The sequence below is a fragment of the Pseudochelatococcus sp. genome, assembly GCF_050946405.1.
Taxonomy (GTDB): domain Bacteria; phylum Pseudomonadota; class Alphaproteobacteria; order Rhizobiales; family Beijerinckiaceae; genus Pseudochelatococcus.
In genome coordinates this window covers 30623-47768 of the sequence record NZ_JBMNUS010000015.1, presented here as the reverse complement: position 1 = coordinate 47768, position 17146 = coordinate 30623, and the positions used below count along the sequence as shown (strand labels likewise).

The following is a 17146-nucleotide window of genomic DNA, read 5'->3' as shown; positions in this document are numbered from 1 at the left end:
TTAGATGTCAACCGCGCATTCCGCAAGAGTGAACGGAACGGAGGAAACCGATGAACGCCCGGAACCGGTGGAGCTTTCCCGAGAGGCCGCCCCGCGCCATGCGGCGGATCTTTTCCCTTGAGGATCTGGAGCCGGCCGCGCGGCGCTTCCTGCCCGCGCCGGTGTTCGGCTATGTCTCCGGCGGCGCCGAAACCCTGGCCGCGATGCGCGACAACCGCGCGGTGTTCGATGAGATCGGTTTCGTTCCGCGCGCCCTGCGCGACGTCAGCGCGCGGCAGCTCGAATGTCCGCTGTTCGACGGCCGGCACGCGCTGCCGTTCGGAATCGCGCCGATGGGGGTCAGCGCCCTGACAGGATATCGCGGCGACATCTCGCTGGCGGCGGCGGCGCGGCGGGCGAACATTCCCATGATCGTTTCCGCGGCCTCGCTCATCAGGTTCGAGGATATCGTCGCGGCGAACCCCGATGCATGGTATCAAGGCTACCTTTCGGCGCAGGAAGACGGAATTGCCGCGCTGCTGGCGCGCGTCGCGGCGGCCGGCGTGACCACCTTCGTCATGACCGTCGACGCCAATGTCGTGCCGAGCCGGGAAAACAACCTGCGCGACGGCTACAGGACCCCGCTGCGCCCGAACTTCGCGCTGTTCCGGAGCGGCGTCACGCATCCGCGCTGGGCGGTCGGCACTTTCCTGCGGACGTTCCTGCACGGCATGCCGCATTTCGAGAACGCCGGAGCGGCGCGCGGCGCGCCGCTGCTGTCGCGCCAGGCCGTGCGCGATTTCTCCGGGCGCGAATCGACTTCCTGGGATGTGCTCCGCTTCGTGCGCGGCAGATGGAAGGGCCGGCTCATCGTCAAGGGCCTGCTCGCACCCGGCGACGTCCGGCGGGCGCGGGAAAGCGGGGCGGACGGCGTGATCCTGTCGAACCATGGCGGCAGGCAGCTCGATTACACCGTCTCGCCCATGCGGGGATTGCGGGCGGCGGTGTCGGTGGCGGGCGGGATGCCGGTCATGATCGACAGCGGCTTCCGGCGCGGCACGGATATCCTGAAGGCTCTCGCTCTCGGCGCGCGCTTTGTCTTTCTCGGTCGGCCGTTCAACTACGCGGCCGCGCTTGGCGGGGCCGACGGCGTATCCCACGCGATCGCGCTGATGGGGTCGCAACTGCATGCGGACCTCGGCATGCTCGGGCTGACGGGCCTTGAGCAGATCGGCCCGGAGCATCTGTTCCTGTCGGGTTTCAGGGAACTCCCGGCCGATTGCCAGAGCGCGTTCCGATAATCGATCAGAATTCGCTCGAATCGAAAAGTGAGAGGGTTTTTGCGTTTCAACGAAACGCGGAAAGCCTCTGACGGCCGTCAGCGTTCGATATACTCCGGGAATTCGCCGACGACCCGTTCGAGCAAGGCGAGCGTGTTGGCAAGGTGGGTCCGCAGGGCCGCCTCGGCGCGATCCGGGTCCCCCTTGTCGATGGCGTCGATCACGTCCTCGTGCTGGCGGACGATGCGATCGACGCCGACATTCTTGAGGTTGAGGCGGCGCAGGCGGTCGAGATGTCCGCTGGAATTGCGGACCAGCGACCACACGATCATCATGTCGGCATGCTGGAACATGGTCTGGTGGAAGGCGCGGTCGGCGACGAGAAAGGCCGCGTGGTCGGCCGCTTCCGCCTCCACGCGCACCAGGGCGTTGGCTTTTCTCAGGTCTGTCACGAGCGCGTCGGTCCGGTTTTCCGCCAGCAGGCGCACCACGTCGGCCTCGATCGCGCGGCGCATGAAATGCGCCTGCCGCGCCTGCCGCAGGTTCACCCGCGAAACCAATGTGGCATATTGTGGAAAGACCGTGACCAGACCTTCCTCTTCCAGCTTGAGGAGCGCATCGCGTACCGGCGTCTGGCTGAGACCGAACTGTTTCTGGAGATCGGCGCGCGACATGGCCAGACCCGGCGCTAGTTCCAGGGAGAGGATTTTCTCGCGCAGGTAATCGGCGATTTGCGGCGCGGCCTGCCGGGTGCGATCAAAGACGAAGCGTTCGGACGAATCGGGAAGGGCCATGAGCTGTGGACGTCGCTTCTGGTTCAGATAGTGTTCGATATATACACTACTACATCAGTTGCGAATGGCCAATGCGAACCATGACCATGAACCACGACCATGGGGAAGAATGCATGACGATGCCGCGGAACGGCTTTTGTTCGAGCCGCCGCTTCGGCCGTCGCCCGTTTTGCCGGATATCGGGGGAGCGGAGCATTTCCGCCTTTCATGCGAGCGGTTTGCGTTTGAAGCGGGGCCGGGTCAAACGCAAACCTCGGCAAATGAAGCGGATGGCGCGTCGGGCCTGCGTCAGCGGATCATCGGCTTGCCGACCGGCAGGACGTCATGGCCGAACACGTCGAGAAAGATCGTGTGCGCCATGACATAGAGCGCAAGCGCGGCGCAGATCATCAGTTCGTAACCGGCAATGACATTGAACACCGGCGCGCCGAAATGTCCGATGACGAGCAGGATGAAACCGATCAGCAGCGTGATGAAGACGAGCCCGAGCCCGGTGCTGATGCGCATGGCGCCCACCGTCATGATCGCGGTGTAGATCGTCCAGACGACGAGGAACCAGCCCACGTCCGCGGCGCTGACCGGAAACAGCCCCGTCTCGCTGGCGATCTGGATCAGGCAGAACGCGATCCAGAACGCCCCGTAGGAGGTGAAGGCGCAGTAGCCGAAATTGTTGCCGGTCTTCGCTTCCTGTAAACCGGCGATGAACTGCGCCAGGCCGCCGAACACGACGCCGAGCCCGATCACCGGACCGAGCGACGCCCAACCGACATTGTGGAATTGCAGAAGCAGCGTGGTCATGCCGAAGCCTGCCAGACCGACGACGGCCGGGTTGCCGTGCCTGTTCGTCTCGGGCGAGACGACAGGCGGGGCCGCAACCGGGGGAGACTGTGAAGCGAGGGTTATATTCATCGGAGGTCCATGAAAAGAGTTGCGTCGGAAAAAACGGCGGTTCCAGTTCGAGGCTTATACTGGGTCGCGGTGACGGTTTGATTTTGAGGATTCTCGAAGCAGGGAAAATCGGAGCCGTTGCCAGCCTCCGGGACAGGCGATGAATTGCTATTCGCTTCAGAATGATGAGTGGAAACGGGAAAAGTCCTTGCGCGTATCGATCCGATAAAAATTGCACCGGCGCCCCGGCGCCCGGACATGGCCACGGCCGGCCGCGCTGCGACACGCCGCATGACGCGGGCTCCCGCCTCGCGCCGCCTTTACGCATTCAGCGCAGGCTCTTCCTGATTTCGTCCCTGATCGCTTGCAGCGCCGGCAGGTAGCGGCTGACAAGGCATCCGGCAGCTTCTCCGATGGCGGGCAAGCCCAGGTTGAGCGCCGCCACCGTGACGCCGCGCGCGTTGAGAAGCGGGACGGCGATGGAACGCAGGCCCATCTCGACTTCCTGATCGATTATCGCGTAACCCTGTTCGCGCGCCAGCCGCACCCGCGCCATCACTTCCCCGGCATCGGTCAGTGTCAGCGCCGTTCGCGCCGCGAGCGGGGAGCGGGCGAGCCGCCGCGACGCCTCGTCTTCCGGCAGGGCGGCGAGCAGCACCCGGCCCATGGAGGTGCAATAGGCGGGCAGGCGCGAGCCGGGCATCAGCGCGATCGACATCACCTTCCGCTGCGCCGCGCGGGCCACGTAGACGATCTCGTCGCCGTCGAGGATCGATACGGAGGTGCTCTCGCCGAGTTGATCGGACAGACGGTCCAGCCACGGCTGCACGACCTGCGGCAGCGGCATGGTCGCCAGGCAGGCCGTGCCGAGGCGCAGCACGCGCGGCGTGAGCGTGAAGAACTTCCCGTCATAGTCCGCGTAGCCCAGTTGCGCGAGCGTCAGCAGGCACCGGCGCGCGGTCGCCCGGTCAAGCCCGCTCGCGGACGCGGCTTCCGCGATGGATTGGCGCGGTCTGTCGGCCGTGAAGGTCTCGATGATCGCCAGGCCCTTGGCGAGCCCGCCCATCGTGTCCCGCTGGCTGATGTCCATCGGCATGCGCTCCGGTTGATGATCGTGCGATAATCGAACAAATAACATATATCGCACAAATCATGTTGCCGTCCAGCCGGGGCGCCTATAGCGTTCGCAAGCGCGGCGGATGCCGATCGCGTTGAGAAAACACGTCAAAACAAACGGTTATGTTGTTTCTTGCCGCAGTTGTTTCTTGCCGTATCGGGTTTCCCCGGCCCGAAGAGCCGTATCCGGGCCGGGGCGCACGTCCGCTTTGGGGCCGGACGGTGAAAGGGGGAGCGAATGGACAAGACGGTGCTGAGTGCCGCCGAAGCGGTGGCGGATATCGGCGACGGAGCGGTGGTGATGATCGGCGGTTTCGGCGGATCGGGCGCGCCGATCGAACTCATGCACGCCCTGATCGACCGTTATGGAGAGACCGGCGACCCGAAGGAACTGACGGTCATCAACAACAACGCGGGCAACGGCCATGTCGGGCTCGCCGCGCTGATCGCGGCCGGCATGGTGCGCAAGCTCGTGTGCTCTTTTCCCCGCTCGGCCGATCCGCGGGTTTTCACCGACAGATATCTCGCGGGAGAGATCGAGCTGGAACTGGTGCCGCAGGGCACGCTCGCCGAGCGCATTCGCGCGGGCGGGGCGGGCATCCCCGCTTTCTACACGCCGACATCCTACGGCACGGAACTGGCGCGCGGCAAGCCCGTGGCCGAGTTCGACGGCCGTCCTTACGTGCGGGAGCGCTGGCTGAAGGCCGATTTCGCGCTCGTCAAGGCGGAGGTCGCGGACGCCCGCGGCAACCTCACCTACCGCAAGGCGGCGCGCAACTTCAATCCGCTGATGTGCATGGCGGCGCGCACGACCATCGTGCAGGCCGCGCGGATCGTTCCGCCCGGCGGCATCGATCCCGAGCATGTCGTGACGCCGGGCATCTTCGTGGATCGCGTGGTCGAGATCGCCGGGCCGATGCAGGAAGAGGTGCTCAACCGCGCCGATGCGCGCTATCCCGAGGCGACCCGTTCCGAAGGACCCCGCCCATGACCGGCACAGCCTACGAAACCATCAGGCTCTCCAACGCCGCCATCGCCTGGCGGGCGGCGCAGGATATCGCGGACGGAGCCTACGTGAACCTCGGCATCGGCCTGCCGGAAGCGGTGGCGCGCTATCAGCCGCCCGGCCGCGAGGCGATCTTCCACACGGAGAACGGCATCCTCGATTTCGGCGAGGCTCCGCCGGCGGGTGAGGAAGACTGGGACCTGATCAATGCCGGCAAGAAGGCGGTGACGCTGAAGCCCGGCGCAGCCTTCTTCCACCACGCCGACAGCTTCGCCATGGTGCGCGGCGGGCATCTCGACGTTGCGATCCTCGGCGCCTATCAGGTGGCGCAGAACGGCGATCTCGCGAACTGGAGCGTCGGCGCCGGGGGCGTGCCGGCGGTGGGCGGCGCCATGGATCTCGTGCACGGCGCCGGACGCGTGGCGGTCATCACCGAGCATGTCACGAAAAAGGGCGAGCCCAAGCTGGTGGAGCGCTGCACCCTGCCGCTCACCGGCGTGGGCTGCGTGACGCGCGTCTACACGAGCCTCGCGGTGATCGACATCGCGGACGGCCGCTTCGTGCTGCGCGAGAAGCTGCCCGCCGTCACGCTCGAAAGATTGCAGTCGTTGACCGGCGCCGAACTCGTCATCGACAGTCCGGTAATCGACCTGATCGTGCCGGATATCTAGAGCGTTTTCAAGCAAAGCGGATACCGATTTGCGTGAAGAAAAAGCGTCAAGTCAATAAGATAGAGCATTTCTACGTTTCAACGAAACGATGAAACGCTCCAGAGCGGCGTGCATTCAAGCGGAATCGTCACGCTGCTTAAATTCTATATTTTACCGCAACTTGCGTTCAAATCGATCAATCGACTTGAACGCAAACTACTCTAGTCAGGGGTTCCTGGCGATCGTCATCGCCGGCGCGCATCGTGGCGCGCCGGCCCTTTTCCGTTTCGGGATCTGATGGAGGCGCGCAACATGACGCATTTCGAACCGATCGACGACGACCGCTGGCCCGAAGAGGCGGAAGCCTTGCGGGGAAGCTTCGCGACGCAGCTTAACGTCTACCGCACGATGGCGCATCATCCCCGCCTGCTGCTGGCATGGGCGCCGCTGCGCGATCACGTGGTGGTGCGCAACGCGCTCGGCCGGCAGTTCAGCGAGGTCGTCATCCTGCGCACCGGTCATCGGCTGGACGCCGCCTACGAGTGGTCGCACCACGTCAGTCGCGGCAGGGCATGCGGCATGTCCGACAGGCGCATCGCCTCCATCGCGGGCTCTCCCGAGGAAATGGAGGAGGCGGACGGGACGCTGGCGCAGGCCGTGGATGACCTGGTGCTTCGTCATGCCCTGCAACCGGCGACGCGGGAAAAGGTCGAGGGCCTCGTGGGCGTCGAGGGGCTCTTTGACCTCATCGCCACCGTGGGCTTCTATATGTCGCTGGGCTTCATCGTGAAGAGCTTCGACACGCCGGTCGACGCAACCGTCGCCGCCGAGCTGGCGGCGCGGCCGCTCCGGCCGGAGCGGGAGACGCACTCCCGTGCCTGATTTTCCGTGTCCGGGGAAAAAGCGTCCGTTCCGGCGGCATCGGCTGTCCGCCAGGCGGACAGCCGGCATATTCCATTACCCTGTCCGAAGGGGCGGCGATAGGCTCTGACCGGCGCATACCCGACGCTGGATGCGTTGATACCATACAAAAAACAGAACAACGGGTTCGGGAGGAAAGTTCATGTATCTGTGCATTTCGCGCCGCCATTTTCCGGCGGGACGGTCGAGGCATGCCGTCCGTCCGGTGGCGGCATGAGCACGCGTCCCCACCGGTCCGGGGTCGCCGACGGATTGCTGGCCGCCGCCGCGATCTGCTTTCTGGCCGGGGCGGCGGTGACCGTCATCGACGTCGCGATCAGGCCCTTCCGGCTGAACGTGCCCGCGGCCATCGAGGCCACGAGCTTCGCCATCGGCCTCGGCGCTCTGGTGTCGATACCCGTCTGCTACCTGTTGCGCAGCCATGTGACGGCGAAGCTTCTCAGCGAAATGATGCCGCGCCGGATGGCCCGGCCCCTCGGCCTGCTGGGGGCGGCAAGCTCCGCCCTGTTCGCGGCGCTGCTGCTGTGGATCATGGCGTCCAATGTCTGGGACAAGTGGGGCAGCCCCGAAACGACCCGCGACATCGGCCTGAGAATGGACGTCCTGCTCGCCGTCGTCGCGGCCACGATGGGCATGTCGCTGGCCGGGGCCGTGGCGGGCCTGTGGCGCGAGATCCGGAAGGAACGCTGAATCGTGGGCAACGAACTTCTGCTGGGCGGGGGCGCCTTCGCCGCCACCGTCATCCTGATCATGCTGGAAGTGCCGGTCGGCGTGGCGATGGGGCTCGTGGGCATCGGCGGCTGCATGCTGGTGCTCGGCCCCCATGCGACGGTGGCGATGGGTGCGACGACGATCTGGGAATCCGTCACCAATTACACGCTGACCATGCTGCCGCTTTTCGTGCTGATGGGCAATCTGGCCATCCAGTGCGGCCTGTCCTCGCGTCTGTTTCAGGCGATGACGACGCTGATCGGCCACCGGCGCGGCGGGCTGGCGCTCGCCACCATCGGCGCTTCGGCGGGCTTCGGCATGATCGCCGGCTCGTCGCTGGCCACCACCGCCACGATGGGCCGCATCGCCCTGCCGGAGATGGAGCGGGCGGGCTATCCGCGCGCGCTCGCGTCCGGGACGGTCGCAGCCGGCGGCACGCTCGGCATCCTGATCCCGCCCTCGACCATCCTGGTCGTCTATGCCTTCCTGGCCGAACAATCCATCAGGGCCTTGATGCTTGCCACGGCGGGGCCGGTCGCGCTGGCGATCCTGCTCTATTGCCTCGCGGTCCATGCGTCGCTCGTCTTCGGCAACTCCGGTTTCGACGGCGTCAGCCGCGGCCGGGCGAGCCTTGCGGAAAAGCGCGCGGCGGTGCGTGAGATGCTGCCCGCCCTCGGGGTGTTCGGGCTGGTGATCGGCGGGCTCTATTCGGGCGTCTTCACGGCCAACGAGACGGCGGCGGTAGGCGCGGCGGTGGTGCTGGCCTATGGGGTGCTTTCACGCCGCCTGTCGCTGCAAGGGTTCGTTCTCGCCGCGCTCGACACGGCCGCCACCTGCGGCGCGCTCTATCTGGTGCTGATCGCGGCGAACCTGTTCAACTTCTTTCTCGCCCTGTCGGGGCTGCCTTTCCTCCTCACCGGCATGTTCAGCGGCGTCATGGACAATCCCATGGTCGTGATCCTGGTGATGACCGCCATCTACTTCGTTCTCGGCATGCTGATGGACGAGCTGGCGATGCTGCTGCTGACCATCCCGCTGTTCGTGCCGATCTGTCAGGCGGCGGGCGTGGATCTCGTGTGGTTCGGCATCTATGCGGTGGTGATCGTGGAACTCGGCCTGATCACGCCGCCGGGCGGCATGAACCTGTTCGTGCTGAAAACCACCAATCCCGAATACCGGATGCTGGATCTCTGGAAGGGCGTGGTGCCCTTCATCGTGGCCGATCTCATCCGTCTCGCGCTGCTGATCGCTTTTCCGATCATCGCCTTGTGGCTGCCGCAGAACGCTTTCTGAAGCAGCCGCGACAATCATCCGGAGGGAGGACAATACAATGACCAGGATCAAGCATCTGCTGGCGGCCCTGCTGCTTGTCGCCGCCGCGCTGCCAGCCGAGGCGCGCGAGTTCCGTGTCTCGAGCTTCGAACCGCCGCTGGGCTTCTATTCCCGGCAGGTGTTGCAGGCGTGGATCGACCGGATCAACCCGAAGCTGACGGCGGGATCGCGGTTCAGGCTCTATCCGGGCGGCATTCTGGGAGCGGCGCCCGCCCAGGCCGAACTGGTGAAGGCGGGCGTGGCCGATGTCGCCCTCGTGGTGACGAATTATACGCCCGGCCTTTTCCCGCTCTCGGGCGTGGTTGAGTTGCCGGGCGTCGCGCCTTCCGCGACGCGCGGGGCGGCGGTGCTGAACGCGCTGGCCGACGACGGCACGCTCGCCGGCGAATATGCCGACTACAAGGTGATCGCCCTGTTCACCACGCCCGGCTATCGCATCTTCACGTCGCGCGGCGCGCGCAAGCCGGCGGATCTCGCGGGGCTGAAACTGCGCACGCCGTCGCCCTTCGCTTCCGAGCTTCTGGCGCTGATGGGCGCCTCGGGCGTCTCCATCCCCGCGCCGCAGGTCTACGAGAACCTCGAACGCGGCGTGGTCGCCGGCGCGGTCTGGGTGTTCGACGCCTACAAGACTTTCCGTCTGAACGAGGTGGCGCCCGCCATCACCTCCACGCGGCTGACCGCAAGCCCGATGGCGATCCTCATGAACAGGGCCGCCTACGAGTCGATGCCCGAGGCCGACCGCAAGGTGTTGGACGAACTGGCCGGCCGCGCGACCGCCGAATGGATCGCGGATATCGTCGATACCGCCGACGCGGAGATCGAGAAGAGCTTTCGCGATGCGAACAAGGTGACGTTCATCGACCCCGCGGACGACGAGGCCGCCGCCTGGAATGCCGTCGTCACCCGCGCGCCGGACATCTGGATCGCCGCCCAGCCCGATCGCGCGGCGGCGAGCGCGACGCTGGCGAAGGCGAAAGCGGCGTCGGGAGGCTGACGCCGCCGCGCCCCGTCCGCCAGACGGACGGGGCGGGCCTTTTGCTGGAGCCGCCTCCGGCCGGATGGGATCATCCCGCTTATCGGCAATCACACAACAGGGACGGGGAGTTGCGCCATGTCCGTGACGGCATTGGGATATATCGGCATACGGTCCGACCGGCTGGACGACTGGTCGGATTTCGCCGGCAAGCTTCTGGGAATGCAGAAGATCGACCGGGGCGGCAAGTCGCTGGCCTTTCGCATGGACGACAAGGCCCAGCGCCTGATCGTCGCCCACGAGCCGGGCGAGACGCTCGCCTTCATGGGCTGGGAGGTCGAGCATCTCGCGGATCTCGATGCTTACGCCGCGCGGCTGGAGCGCGCCGGCACCCGTGTGTTTCGCGCCCCGAAGGCGCTCGCCGGGCAGCGCCTCGTCACGGAGCTGATCGCCTTCGACGACCCGATGGGCAACCGGATGGAGCTGTTCTGGAAGCCGATGCTGGCTGCCGATCCCTTCGTGCCCGGCCGGTCCATCAGCGGCTTCAGGACCGGCCCGCTGGGCATGGGCCATGCGGTGCTGCATGTGCGCGACATCGGGATCATGATGCCCTTCTACCGGGACCTGCTCGACTTCCACGTCTCCGACTACGGCCTTCAGCCCTACGGGCTCTATTTCTTCCACGTGAACGGCCGCCATCACAGCTTCGCCATGGTCGGCTCCGGCCAACAGGGCTTCCATCACTTCATGGTGGAGTTCTGCAACCTGGACGACGTGGGGCAGGGCTACGATCTCGCCTGTCGGCAGGAGGGGCGCGTCGCCTATACGCTCGGGCGGCATACGAACGACTACATGACATCGTTCTACGCGCACTCCCCCTCCGGCTTCTTCGTCGAGAACGGCTGGGGCGGCCGGCAGATCGACCCGGCCGCCTGGACGCCGCACGAGACGACGGACGGGCCGAGCTTCTGGGGGCATGAGCGGCTTTACCTGACGGAAGAAGGCGGCCGCAAGCGGCTGCGCGACATGCGGCTCGACGCCGCCGCCAGAGGCTTGCGCGCGCCGGCCGTCGTCGATTGCCCGTGGCTCTATGGCGAACTGGCGAAACAGGGCCGGTAGGAGGAAGCAATGTTGCAGTCCATCACTCGCCCGGCGGGCGAGGAGGAGTTCGATGTCGCCATTATCGGCTACGGGCCGACGGGCGCGGTGCTGGCCCACCTGCTCGGCCTCTGCGGGGTTCGCACGCTGGTGCTGGAGCGCGAGGGCGCGCACTACCACCTGCCGCGCGCCGTGCATTTCGACGGCGAGGTGATGCGCGTCTTCCAGTGGATCGGCGTTGCCGACAAGATCGAGCCGCTGACGGCGCGCCATCCCGGCATGCGCTTCGTGGACCCGCGGGGCCGGCTGCTGCTCGACTGGCCGCGCCCGCAGGAGACCGGCGCGCAGGGCTGGCGCTCGAACTATCGCTTTCACCAGCCGGACCTGGAGCGCCTCCTGCGCGAGGGCATGAGCGCCCGCCCGCAGGTGACGGTGCGCAACCGCAGCGAGGTTTTTCTGGTGGAAGACCGGGGCAGCCACGTCCATCTGCGCTACGAGGACATGGCGAGGGGCCGCATCCACCGCGTCCGCGCGCAATACGCGGTGGGTTGCGACGGGGCACGCTCGCTGGTGCGCCGCTTCATCGAAAGTCCGATGGAGGATTATGGTTTTCACGAGCGCTGGCTGGTGATCGACGCGCTGCTCAAGCGCGACATGCCGGAACTGGGCGATCATTCGGTCCAGTATTGCGATCCGGCGCGCCCCGCCACCTACGTGCGCGGCCCCTTCAATCGCCGGCGGTGGGAAATCACCGTCCTGCCTGAGGAAGACGCGACGCGCATCGCGACGCCGGCGGAAGTATGGAAGCTGCTGTCGCGCTGGATCGCGCCCGAGGATGCGGAACTCGAACGCACGGCCGTTTACGTCTTTCATTCGCTGGTGGCCGGCTGCTGGCGGCAGGGGCGGCTGTTCATCGCGGGCGACGCCGCGCACCAGACGCCGCCTTTCATGGGGCAGGGCATGTGCGCCGGCATTCGCGATGCGGCGAATCTCGGCTGGAAACTGGCGCTCGCCTGCCGCGGCGTCGGCGGGGAGGCGCTTCTCGACAGCTATCAGTCCGAGCGCAAGCCAAACGCCGCCGAATACATCGCCACCGCGGTCCGCCTCGGCGGGCTCATCAACACCGCGGGCACCGAGGCCGCGTTGCGCGCGGCGATGCCGCAGCCGGACGGCGGTTCGAAGATGGAGTCCATTCACCCGCCGCTCGGTCCCGGCCTTGGCGGCGGGCCGCACGCGGGGCGGCTGTTCGGCCAGCCGGCGCTGGCGGACGGACGGTTGATGGACGATGCCGTCGGCCATCGATTCGTGCTGGTCGCGGATGCGGCGCTGGCCGCCGGCGTGCGGCCGCCGGACGGCGTGGCGCTCGTCACCACCGCCGGCGCGCCCGATGTCGCCCGCCATCTCGCCCGCTTCGAAACCCGCGCGGCGCTGCTGCGCCCCGACCGCTTCGTCCACGGCACCGCCGAGACGCCGGAAACGCTGGCCGCGCTGCTGAATCAGGTGCTACCCTCGCCTTTATCCACCACCACACCGGAGCTGGTCTGATCCCATGAAACTGTCATCCTTCACCCATGACGGCCGCGCGAGCTACGGCCTTGTCACCGAGGCCGGAATCGTCGATCTCGGCGCGCGCTTTCCCGAAACGACGCTGCGCGACTTCCTCGCCGCCGGCGATCTTGACCGCGCGCGGGCGCTGGCGGACGCGCCGGCCGATTTCGCGCTCGACGCCGTGAAGTTCGCTCCGGTGATCCCGAACCCCGACAAGATTATCTGCGTGGGGCTGAACTATCATGCGCATGTGCAGGAGACCGGCCGCACCGTCACCGAAAAGCCGGTGCTCTTCGCGCGTTTCTCCGGCAGCCAGATCGGCCACGGCGCGCCGCTGGTCAAGCCGCTGGAATCCGACGAGTTCGACTACGAGGGCGAGCTTGCGGTGATCATCGGCCGCGAAGGCCGCCGCATCCCCGAGGCCGAGGCGCTGTCCTACGTGGCGGGCTATGCCTGCTACAACGACGGCTCCATCCGCGACTGGCAGCGCCATACCGCGCAGTTCCTGCCGGGCAAGAGCTTCGCCGGTACCGGCGCCTTCGGGCCGTGGATGGTGACGGCGGACGAAATCCCCGATCCGGCGACGCTGCGGCTGGTGACGCGCCTGAACGGCAAGGTGGTGCAGGACACGACGACGGATCTGCTCATCACGCCGATCCCGGCGCTGATCGCCTATATCTCCACCATCCTGCCGCTGCTGCCGGGCGACGTGATCGTGTCGGGCACGCCGGGCGGCGTCGGCGCGCGGCGCAACCCGCCGCTGTGGCTGAAGGAAGGCGATGTCAGCGAGGTGGAAATCTCGGGGATCGGCGTGCTCTCCAACCCGGTGACAGCGGAGCGTGCGTGATCCTTTCCCGCTTTCGGCGCTTGTGGCAGGATAGCCGCATGGTCGAAAACGAGACGGCTAACCGGAAGAGAGACGGTGTTCGGTCGCTGAATCGCGGCCTCGCCATCCTGCGGCAGATCAATGCCGCGGGAGAAGCCAGCGCGGGCGAGATCGCCCGCGCCACCGGCATTCCGCGCCCCACCGTCTATCGCCTGCTGGAGACGCTGGAGGAGGAAGGATACGTCAGTTTCTCGCCTACCTCCAACAGGGTGCGGGTGACGCGCCTCGCGGCTTCCCTCGGCGACGGCTATGCCGTCACTTCCCGCCTCTGTCAGGCGGCCGGGCGGCTTTTCGGGCAATACGCTCCCCGGATCGTCTGGCCGCTCGACATCTCTATCTACGACAATGCGGCGATGGTCATTCAGGAGACGACCCACGGCCGCAGCCCGCTGTCGATCGACCGGGGCATGATCGGCTACCGGCTGCCGGTGCTGCGTTCTTCCGCCGGCCGCTGCTATCTGGCCTTTTGCGAGGCCGAGGAGCGTCGTCTCATCGTCGAGCATATCCGGCGGCTGAACGATCCGGCCGACGGCCCCTATCTCGAGGAACGCTACCTTCGGCCGATGCTGGCCGATGTCGTTCATCGCGGCTACGCCGTTCGCGATTCGGGCGAGTTTCGCCCGCGGACGAGTTCCGTCGCCTTTCCCGTCCGCTCGGGCGGCGCGGTGCCGGCCTGCATTTCCGTGATCTGGATCCGCAGCGTCATGACGGTGCCGCAGGCGCTGGCAAGCTGCGAGGCGCCGTTGCGCGAGATCGCGGCGGGCGTCGCTGAGGCGCTGGACGAAAGCGGCGGGGCGATGCCATCGGACGCGCATTCGGTTTGAGTTGTATCATGCCCGAACTTGATCGCCGACAAGCAGCCTTTCGCAGCGCCCTGCTATGAAAATACGGGTTGCAAGACGCCGCCGGCGCGAGCGGTATTCCGATGGAGGCCCCATGTCCGACATGCGTCAGGAAGCATCCGTGACCGTGCTGTTCTTCGGCCGCGTGTCGGACCGCTTCGGCCGAAGCCTCGCTGTCCCGATTCCCGTTTCGGGGATGCGGATCGGGGACTTGCGCGGCCGGCTCGAAACCATGTTCGGCTCTCCCGCCGCGCCGCCGCTGCTCGGGGCCGGCACGCGCGCGGCCGTCGACAAGGTGGTTGCGAGCGATGATACGCCGGTTTTTCCGGGGCAGGAGATCGCATTCTTTTCCGCCGTGTCGGGAGGCTGAGGCATGAACGCGTTTCATCCCGAGCCGTTTCGCCTCTCGGAACAGGCCATCGACCCGGCCGCCGAACTCTCCCGCTTTACGGCAGAGGCGGGCGACGCCGGCGCGGTGGTCTCGTTCACCGGCCTGGTGCGGGCGCGGGACGCGGCGGGCGCGGCGCTCGATCACCTCGAACTCGACTGGTATCCCGGCATGACGGAACGGTCGATCCGGGACATCGGCACGGAGGCGCTGGCGCGGTTCGGCATCGTCGCGGCGACCATCGTGCATCGGTGCGGCGTCGTGCCCGCGCGCGCGCCGATCGTCTTCGTCGCGGCGGCGTCGGCGCATCGCCGCGAGGCTTTCAAGGCCGCCGACTACATGATGGACCGGCTCAAGACCGAGGCCGTTCTCTGGAAAAAGGAAGTCGGCCCGGACGGCGCGCGGTGGATCGAACCGACGAACCGGGACCGCGACGACCGGTCCCGCTGGAGCGAATGAATGGCTGGCATCGACGAAACCCTTCCCTTCCATCCGCTGAACATCGCGGTGCTGACCGTTTCCGACACCCGCGACGAGGCGAGCGATACCTCCGGCGCGCTGCTGGCGGCCCGGTTGCAGGCGGCGGGGCATGTTCTGGCGGATCGCCGGATCGTGACCGACGACATCGACGCCATCCGCGCCGTCGTCGGCGGCTGGGCGGGCGAGCCCGGCATCGACATCATCCTCACCACGGGAGGGACGGGCTTCTCGCCGCGCGACGTGACGCCGGAAGCCGTCGCGCCGCTGTTGCGCAGGACGATGGACGGCTTCTCCGTGGTGTTCCATCAGGTCAGCCTCGGCACGGTGGGGGTTTCCACCTTGCAGTCGCGGGCGCTGGCGGGGCAGATCGGCGATGCCTTCATCTTCTGCATTCCCGGCTCCACCGGCGCCTGCCGCGACGCGTGGGACGGCGTGCTGGCGCTGGAACTCGACAGCCGTTTCCGCCCCTGCTCGCTGGTGGGGCAGATTCCGCGATATCGGGGAATATGCCCATGAACGACAGGAACCTGACTCATCTCGACGAAACGGGGCGCGCGCGGATGGTCGACGTCTCCGGCAAGCCGCTCACCGACAGGATCGCGGTGGCGGAGGGCGCGCTGCGCTGCCTGCCGGCGACCGTCGAGGCCGTTGTCGCCGGGCGCGCGCCCAAGGGCGCGGTGCTCACCACAGCCGAGATCGCCGGCATCATGGGCGCCAAGCGCACCGCGGACCTCATTCCGCTATGCCATCCGCTTTTCCTGACCAGGGCGAAAGTCACCATCGAGGCCGACGCGGCCCTGCCGGGTTTCCGCGTGCGCGCCGAAACCCGCACCAACGGCCCCACAGGCGTGGAAATGGAGGCGCTCACCGCCGTCAGCGTCGCGTGCCTGACGCTCTACGACATGCTGAAGGCGCTCGACCGTGACATGATGATCGGCGAGATCCGTCTCGTCTCGAAATCCGGCGGACGTTCCGGCGACTGGCGGGCGGGATCGTGATTTCCTTCGATGAGGCCGTAGCGCTGGTCCGGCAATTGGCGCAACCGCTCGGCATGGAACAGGTGCCGCTCGACCGTGCGGCCGGCCGCGTGCTCGCCCGACCGGTCGTCGCGCCGCGCACCGCGCCGGCTTTCCCGACCTCGGCCATGGACGGCTATGCCGTGCGCGACGGCGACGTGGCGCAGGCCCCGGTGAAGCTGCGCGTGGCGGGGGAATCCTATGCCGGGCGGCCCTTCGGCAAGAAGGCGGGGCCGGGGGCCTGCGTGAGAATATTCACCGGAGCGGTCGTGCCGCCCGGTTTCGATCGCGTCGTCATCCAGGAGCAGGTCGGCCAGTCGAACGGGCTGGCCTTCCTCGGCCAGACGCCATCGGGCGGCCGGAATATCCGGCCTGTCGGGTCCGATTTCTTCGCGGGCGAGACGATCTTGCCGGCCGGTATCGCGCTTACGCCGCAGGCGCTGATCGCCGCCGCCGGCGCCGACATCAGCGAGGTGTGCGCCATACGCCAGCCGCGCATCGCCATTCTCGCCACGGGCGATGAACTGGCGGCGCCCGGCGCCGCGCATCTGCGGGCGGGGGCGGTGCCCGACAGCGTGTCGGTCGGGATCGCTGCGCTGGCGGAGGTTTTCGGCGGGACGGTCGTTCTGCGCCTGCGCATCGCCGACACGCTCGAAGAACTCGAACGGGGAGCGGGCGAGGCGCTGGCGTGCGGCGACATCGTCGTCGTCACCGGAGGCGCCTCGGTGGGAGAGCGCGACCATGCACGCGACATGTTTCGCGGGGCTGCGATGGAGCCGGTGTTCTCGAAAGTCGCCATGAAGCCCGGCAAGCCGGTGTGGATGAGCCGCGCGGGCGAGCGCGTCGTCGTCGGGCTGCCGGGCAATCCGGGATCGGCGCTGGTGACGGCGCGGCTCTTTCTTGCCCCGCTGGTGGCGGGTCTTTCCGGGCGCGGGGCGGGAGCAGCGTGGCAATGGCAGCGCGCCTCCCTCGGGGAAAGCGCGCCGGAAACGGGCGATCGCGAGACCTTCTATCGCGGGCAGTTGCACGACGGCAGGGCGGTTTTCGTCGGCAATCAGGATTCCAGCGCGCAGGCGGCGCTGGGCGTCAGCCGCATCCTCATCCGCCGCGCCGCCGGGGCGGGGGCGCTGCCCGCCGGCGAGGAAGTCGCCATCCTCCCGTTATAAGGCCGCGGGCGCGCGCCCGGCATCCTCCGGCTGTCATAAGCGGGGAGCGGCATTGATGACGGTCAACCGCCG

19 protein-coding genes are annotated in these 17146 nt (G+C 67.3%); 16 read left to right on the top strand and 3 right to left on the bottom strand.

Annotated elements, in window-relative coordinates; translation table 11 throughout:
* The first annotated feature begins 50 nt into the window (after positions 1 to 50).
* On the top strand, positions 51 to 1280 hold the full coding sequence (locus ACOYJQ_RS17635) for an alpha-hydroxy acid oxidase (RefSeq protein ID WP_433460334.1): 1230 nt from the start codon (positions 51 to 53) through the stop codon (positions 1278 to 1280).
* A gap of 77 nt (positions 1281 to 1357) precedes the next feature.
* Here the strand turns inward: ACOYJQ_RS17635 and ACOYJQ_RS17630 are convergent, their stop codons facing one another.
* The 3 genes from ACOYJQ_RS17630 to ACOYJQ_RS17620 all read right to left on the bottom strand — a co-directional run bounded on the left by ACOYJQ_RS17630 (position 1358) and on the right by ACOYJQ_RS17620 (position 4031).
* Positions 1358 to 2053, bottom strand: a complete 696-nt coding sequence (locus ACOYJQ_RS17630; RefSeq protein ID WP_433460333.1) for a GntR family transcriptional regulator — start codon at positions 2051 to 2053, stop codon at positions 1358 to 1360.
* A 288-nt stretch (positions 2054 to 2341) separates the two neighbouring features.
* Entirely contained in the window at positions 2342 to 2962 is a 621-nt protein-coding gene (locus tag ACOYJQ_RS17625) for an acetate uptake transporter (RefSeq protein ID WP_433460332.1), read from the bottom strand.
* Between the two features lie 307 nt (positions 2963 to 3269).
* A complete protein-coding gene (locus ACOYJQ_RS17620; RefSeq protein WP_433460330.1) occupies positions 3270 to 4031 on the bottom strand; it encodes an IclR family transcriptional regulator domain-containing protein in 762 nt (253 codons plus the stop codon).
* Between the two features lie 264 nt (positions 4032 to 4295).
* Here ACOYJQ_RS17620 and ACOYJQ_RS17615 point away from each other — a divergent pair, with 264 nt between their 5' ends.
* From ACOYJQ_RS17615 to ACOYJQ_RS17545, 15 genes are all read left to right on the top strand, one after another.
* Complete coding sequence (locus ACOYJQ_RS17615; protein ID WP_433460329.1) at positions 4296 to 5048, top strand: 3-oxoacid CoA-transferase subunit A; 753 nt, start codon at positions 4296 to 4298, stop codon at positions 5046 to 5048.
* Positions 5045 to 5734, top strand: a complete 690-nt coding sequence (locus ACOYJQ_RS17610) for a 3-oxoacid CoA-transferase subunit B (RefSeq protein ID WP_433460328.1) — start codon at positions 5045 to 5047, stop codon at positions 5732 to 5734. The genes ACOYJQ_RS17615 and ACOYJQ_RS17610 overlap by 4 nt, the downstream gene beginning before the upstream one ends.
* 291 nt (positions 5735 to 6025) lie before the next feature.
* Positions 6026 to 6595 (top strand): carboxymuconolactone decarboxylase family protein, encoded by a 570-nt coding sequence (locus ACOYJQ_RS17605; protein ID WP_433460326.1) that lies wholly within the window; start codon positions 6026 to 6028, stop codon positions 6593 to 6595.
* A gap of 252 nt (positions 6596 to 6847) precedes the next feature.
* Positions 6848 to 7324 (top strand): TRAP transporter small permease, encoded by a 477-nt coding sequence (locus tag ACOYJQ_RS17600; RefSeq protein WP_433460325.1) that lies wholly within the window; start codon positions 6848 to 6850, stop codon positions 7322 to 7324.
* A 3-nt stretch (positions 7325 to 7327) separates the two neighbouring features.
* Positions 7328 to 8638: a TRAP transporter large permease gene (locus tag ACOYJQ_RS17595; protein ID WP_433460324.1), complete on the top strand. Its 1311-nt coding sequence runs from the start codon at positions 7328 to 7330 to the stop codon at positions 8636 to 8638.
* Between the two features lie 37 nt (positions 8639 to 8675).
* On the top strand, positions 8676 to 9671 hold the full coding sequence (locus ACOYJQ_RS17590) for a TRAP transporter substrate-binding protein (RefSeq protein ID WP_433460323.1): 996 nt from the start codon (positions 8676 to 8678) through the stop codon (positions 9669 to 9671).
* Between the two features lie 117 nt (positions 9672 to 9788).
* A complete protein-coding gene (locus tag ACOYJQ_RS17585; RefSeq protein ID WP_433460322.1) occupies positions 9789 to 10769 on the top strand; it encodes a VOC family protein in 981 nt (326 codons plus the stop codon).
* 9 nt (positions 10770 to 10778) lie between these two features.
* The gene (locus tag ACOYJQ_RS17580) at positions 10779 to 12293 is read left to right on the top strand and encodes a bifunctional 3-(3-hydroxy-phenyl)propionate/3-hydroxycinnamic acid hydroxylase (protein WP_433460321.1); all 1515 of its coding nucleotides are present in this window, start codon (positions 10779 to 10781) and stop codon (positions 12291 to 12293) included.
* Between the two features lie 4 nt (positions 12294 to 12297).
* Positions 12298 to 13143, top strand: coding sequence for a fumarylacetoacetate hydrolase family protein (locus ACOYJQ_RS17575; RefSeq protein WP_433460320.1), 846 nt, complete (start codon positions 12298 to 12300; stop codon positions 13141 to 13143).
* Between the two features lie 38 nt (positions 13144 to 13181).
* Positions 13182 to 14006, top strand: coding sequence for a DNA-binding transcriptional regulator (locus ACOYJQ_RS17570; RefSeq protein WP_433460319.1), 825 nt, complete (start codon positions 13182 to 13184; stop codon positions 14004 to 14006).
* Positions 14007 to 14118: 112 nt separating this feature from the next.
* Entirely contained in the window at positions 14119 to 14394 is a 276-nt protein-coding gene (locus tag ACOYJQ_RS17565) for a MoaD/ThiS family protein (protein WP_433460318.1), read from the top strand.
* A 3-nt stretch (positions 14395 to 14397) separates the two neighbouring features.
* Positions 14398 to 14871 (top strand): molybdenum cofactor biosynthesis protein MoaE, encoded by a 474-nt coding sequence (locus ACOYJQ_RS17560; RefSeq protein WP_433460317.1) that lies wholly within the window; start codon positions 14398 to 14400, stop codon positions 14869 to 14871.
* Positions 14872 to 15408, top strand: a complete 537-nt coding sequence (gene moaB / locus ACOYJQ_RS17555) for a molybdenum cofactor biosynthesis protein B (RefSeq protein WP_433460316.1) — start codon at positions 14872 to 14874, stop codon at positions 15406 to 15408.
* The gene (gene moaC, locus ACOYJQ_RS17550) at positions 15405 to 15890 is read left to right on the top strand and encodes a cyclic pyranopterin monophosphate synthase MoaC (RefSeq protein ID WP_433460315.1); all 486 of its coding nucleotides are present in this window, start codon (positions 15405 to 15407) and stop codon (positions 15888 to 15890) included. The genes moaB and moaC overlap by 4 nt, the downstream gene beginning before the upstream one ends.
* On the top strand, positions 15887 to 17074 hold the full coding sequence (locus ACOYJQ_RS17545; RefSeq protein WP_433460314.1) for a molybdopterin molybdotransferase MoeA: 1188 nt from the start codon (positions 15887 to 15889) through the stop codon (positions 17072 to 17074). The genes moaC and ACOYJQ_RS17545 overlap by 4 nt, the downstream gene beginning before the upstream one ends.
* Positions 17075 to 17146: the final 72 nt, after the last annotated feature.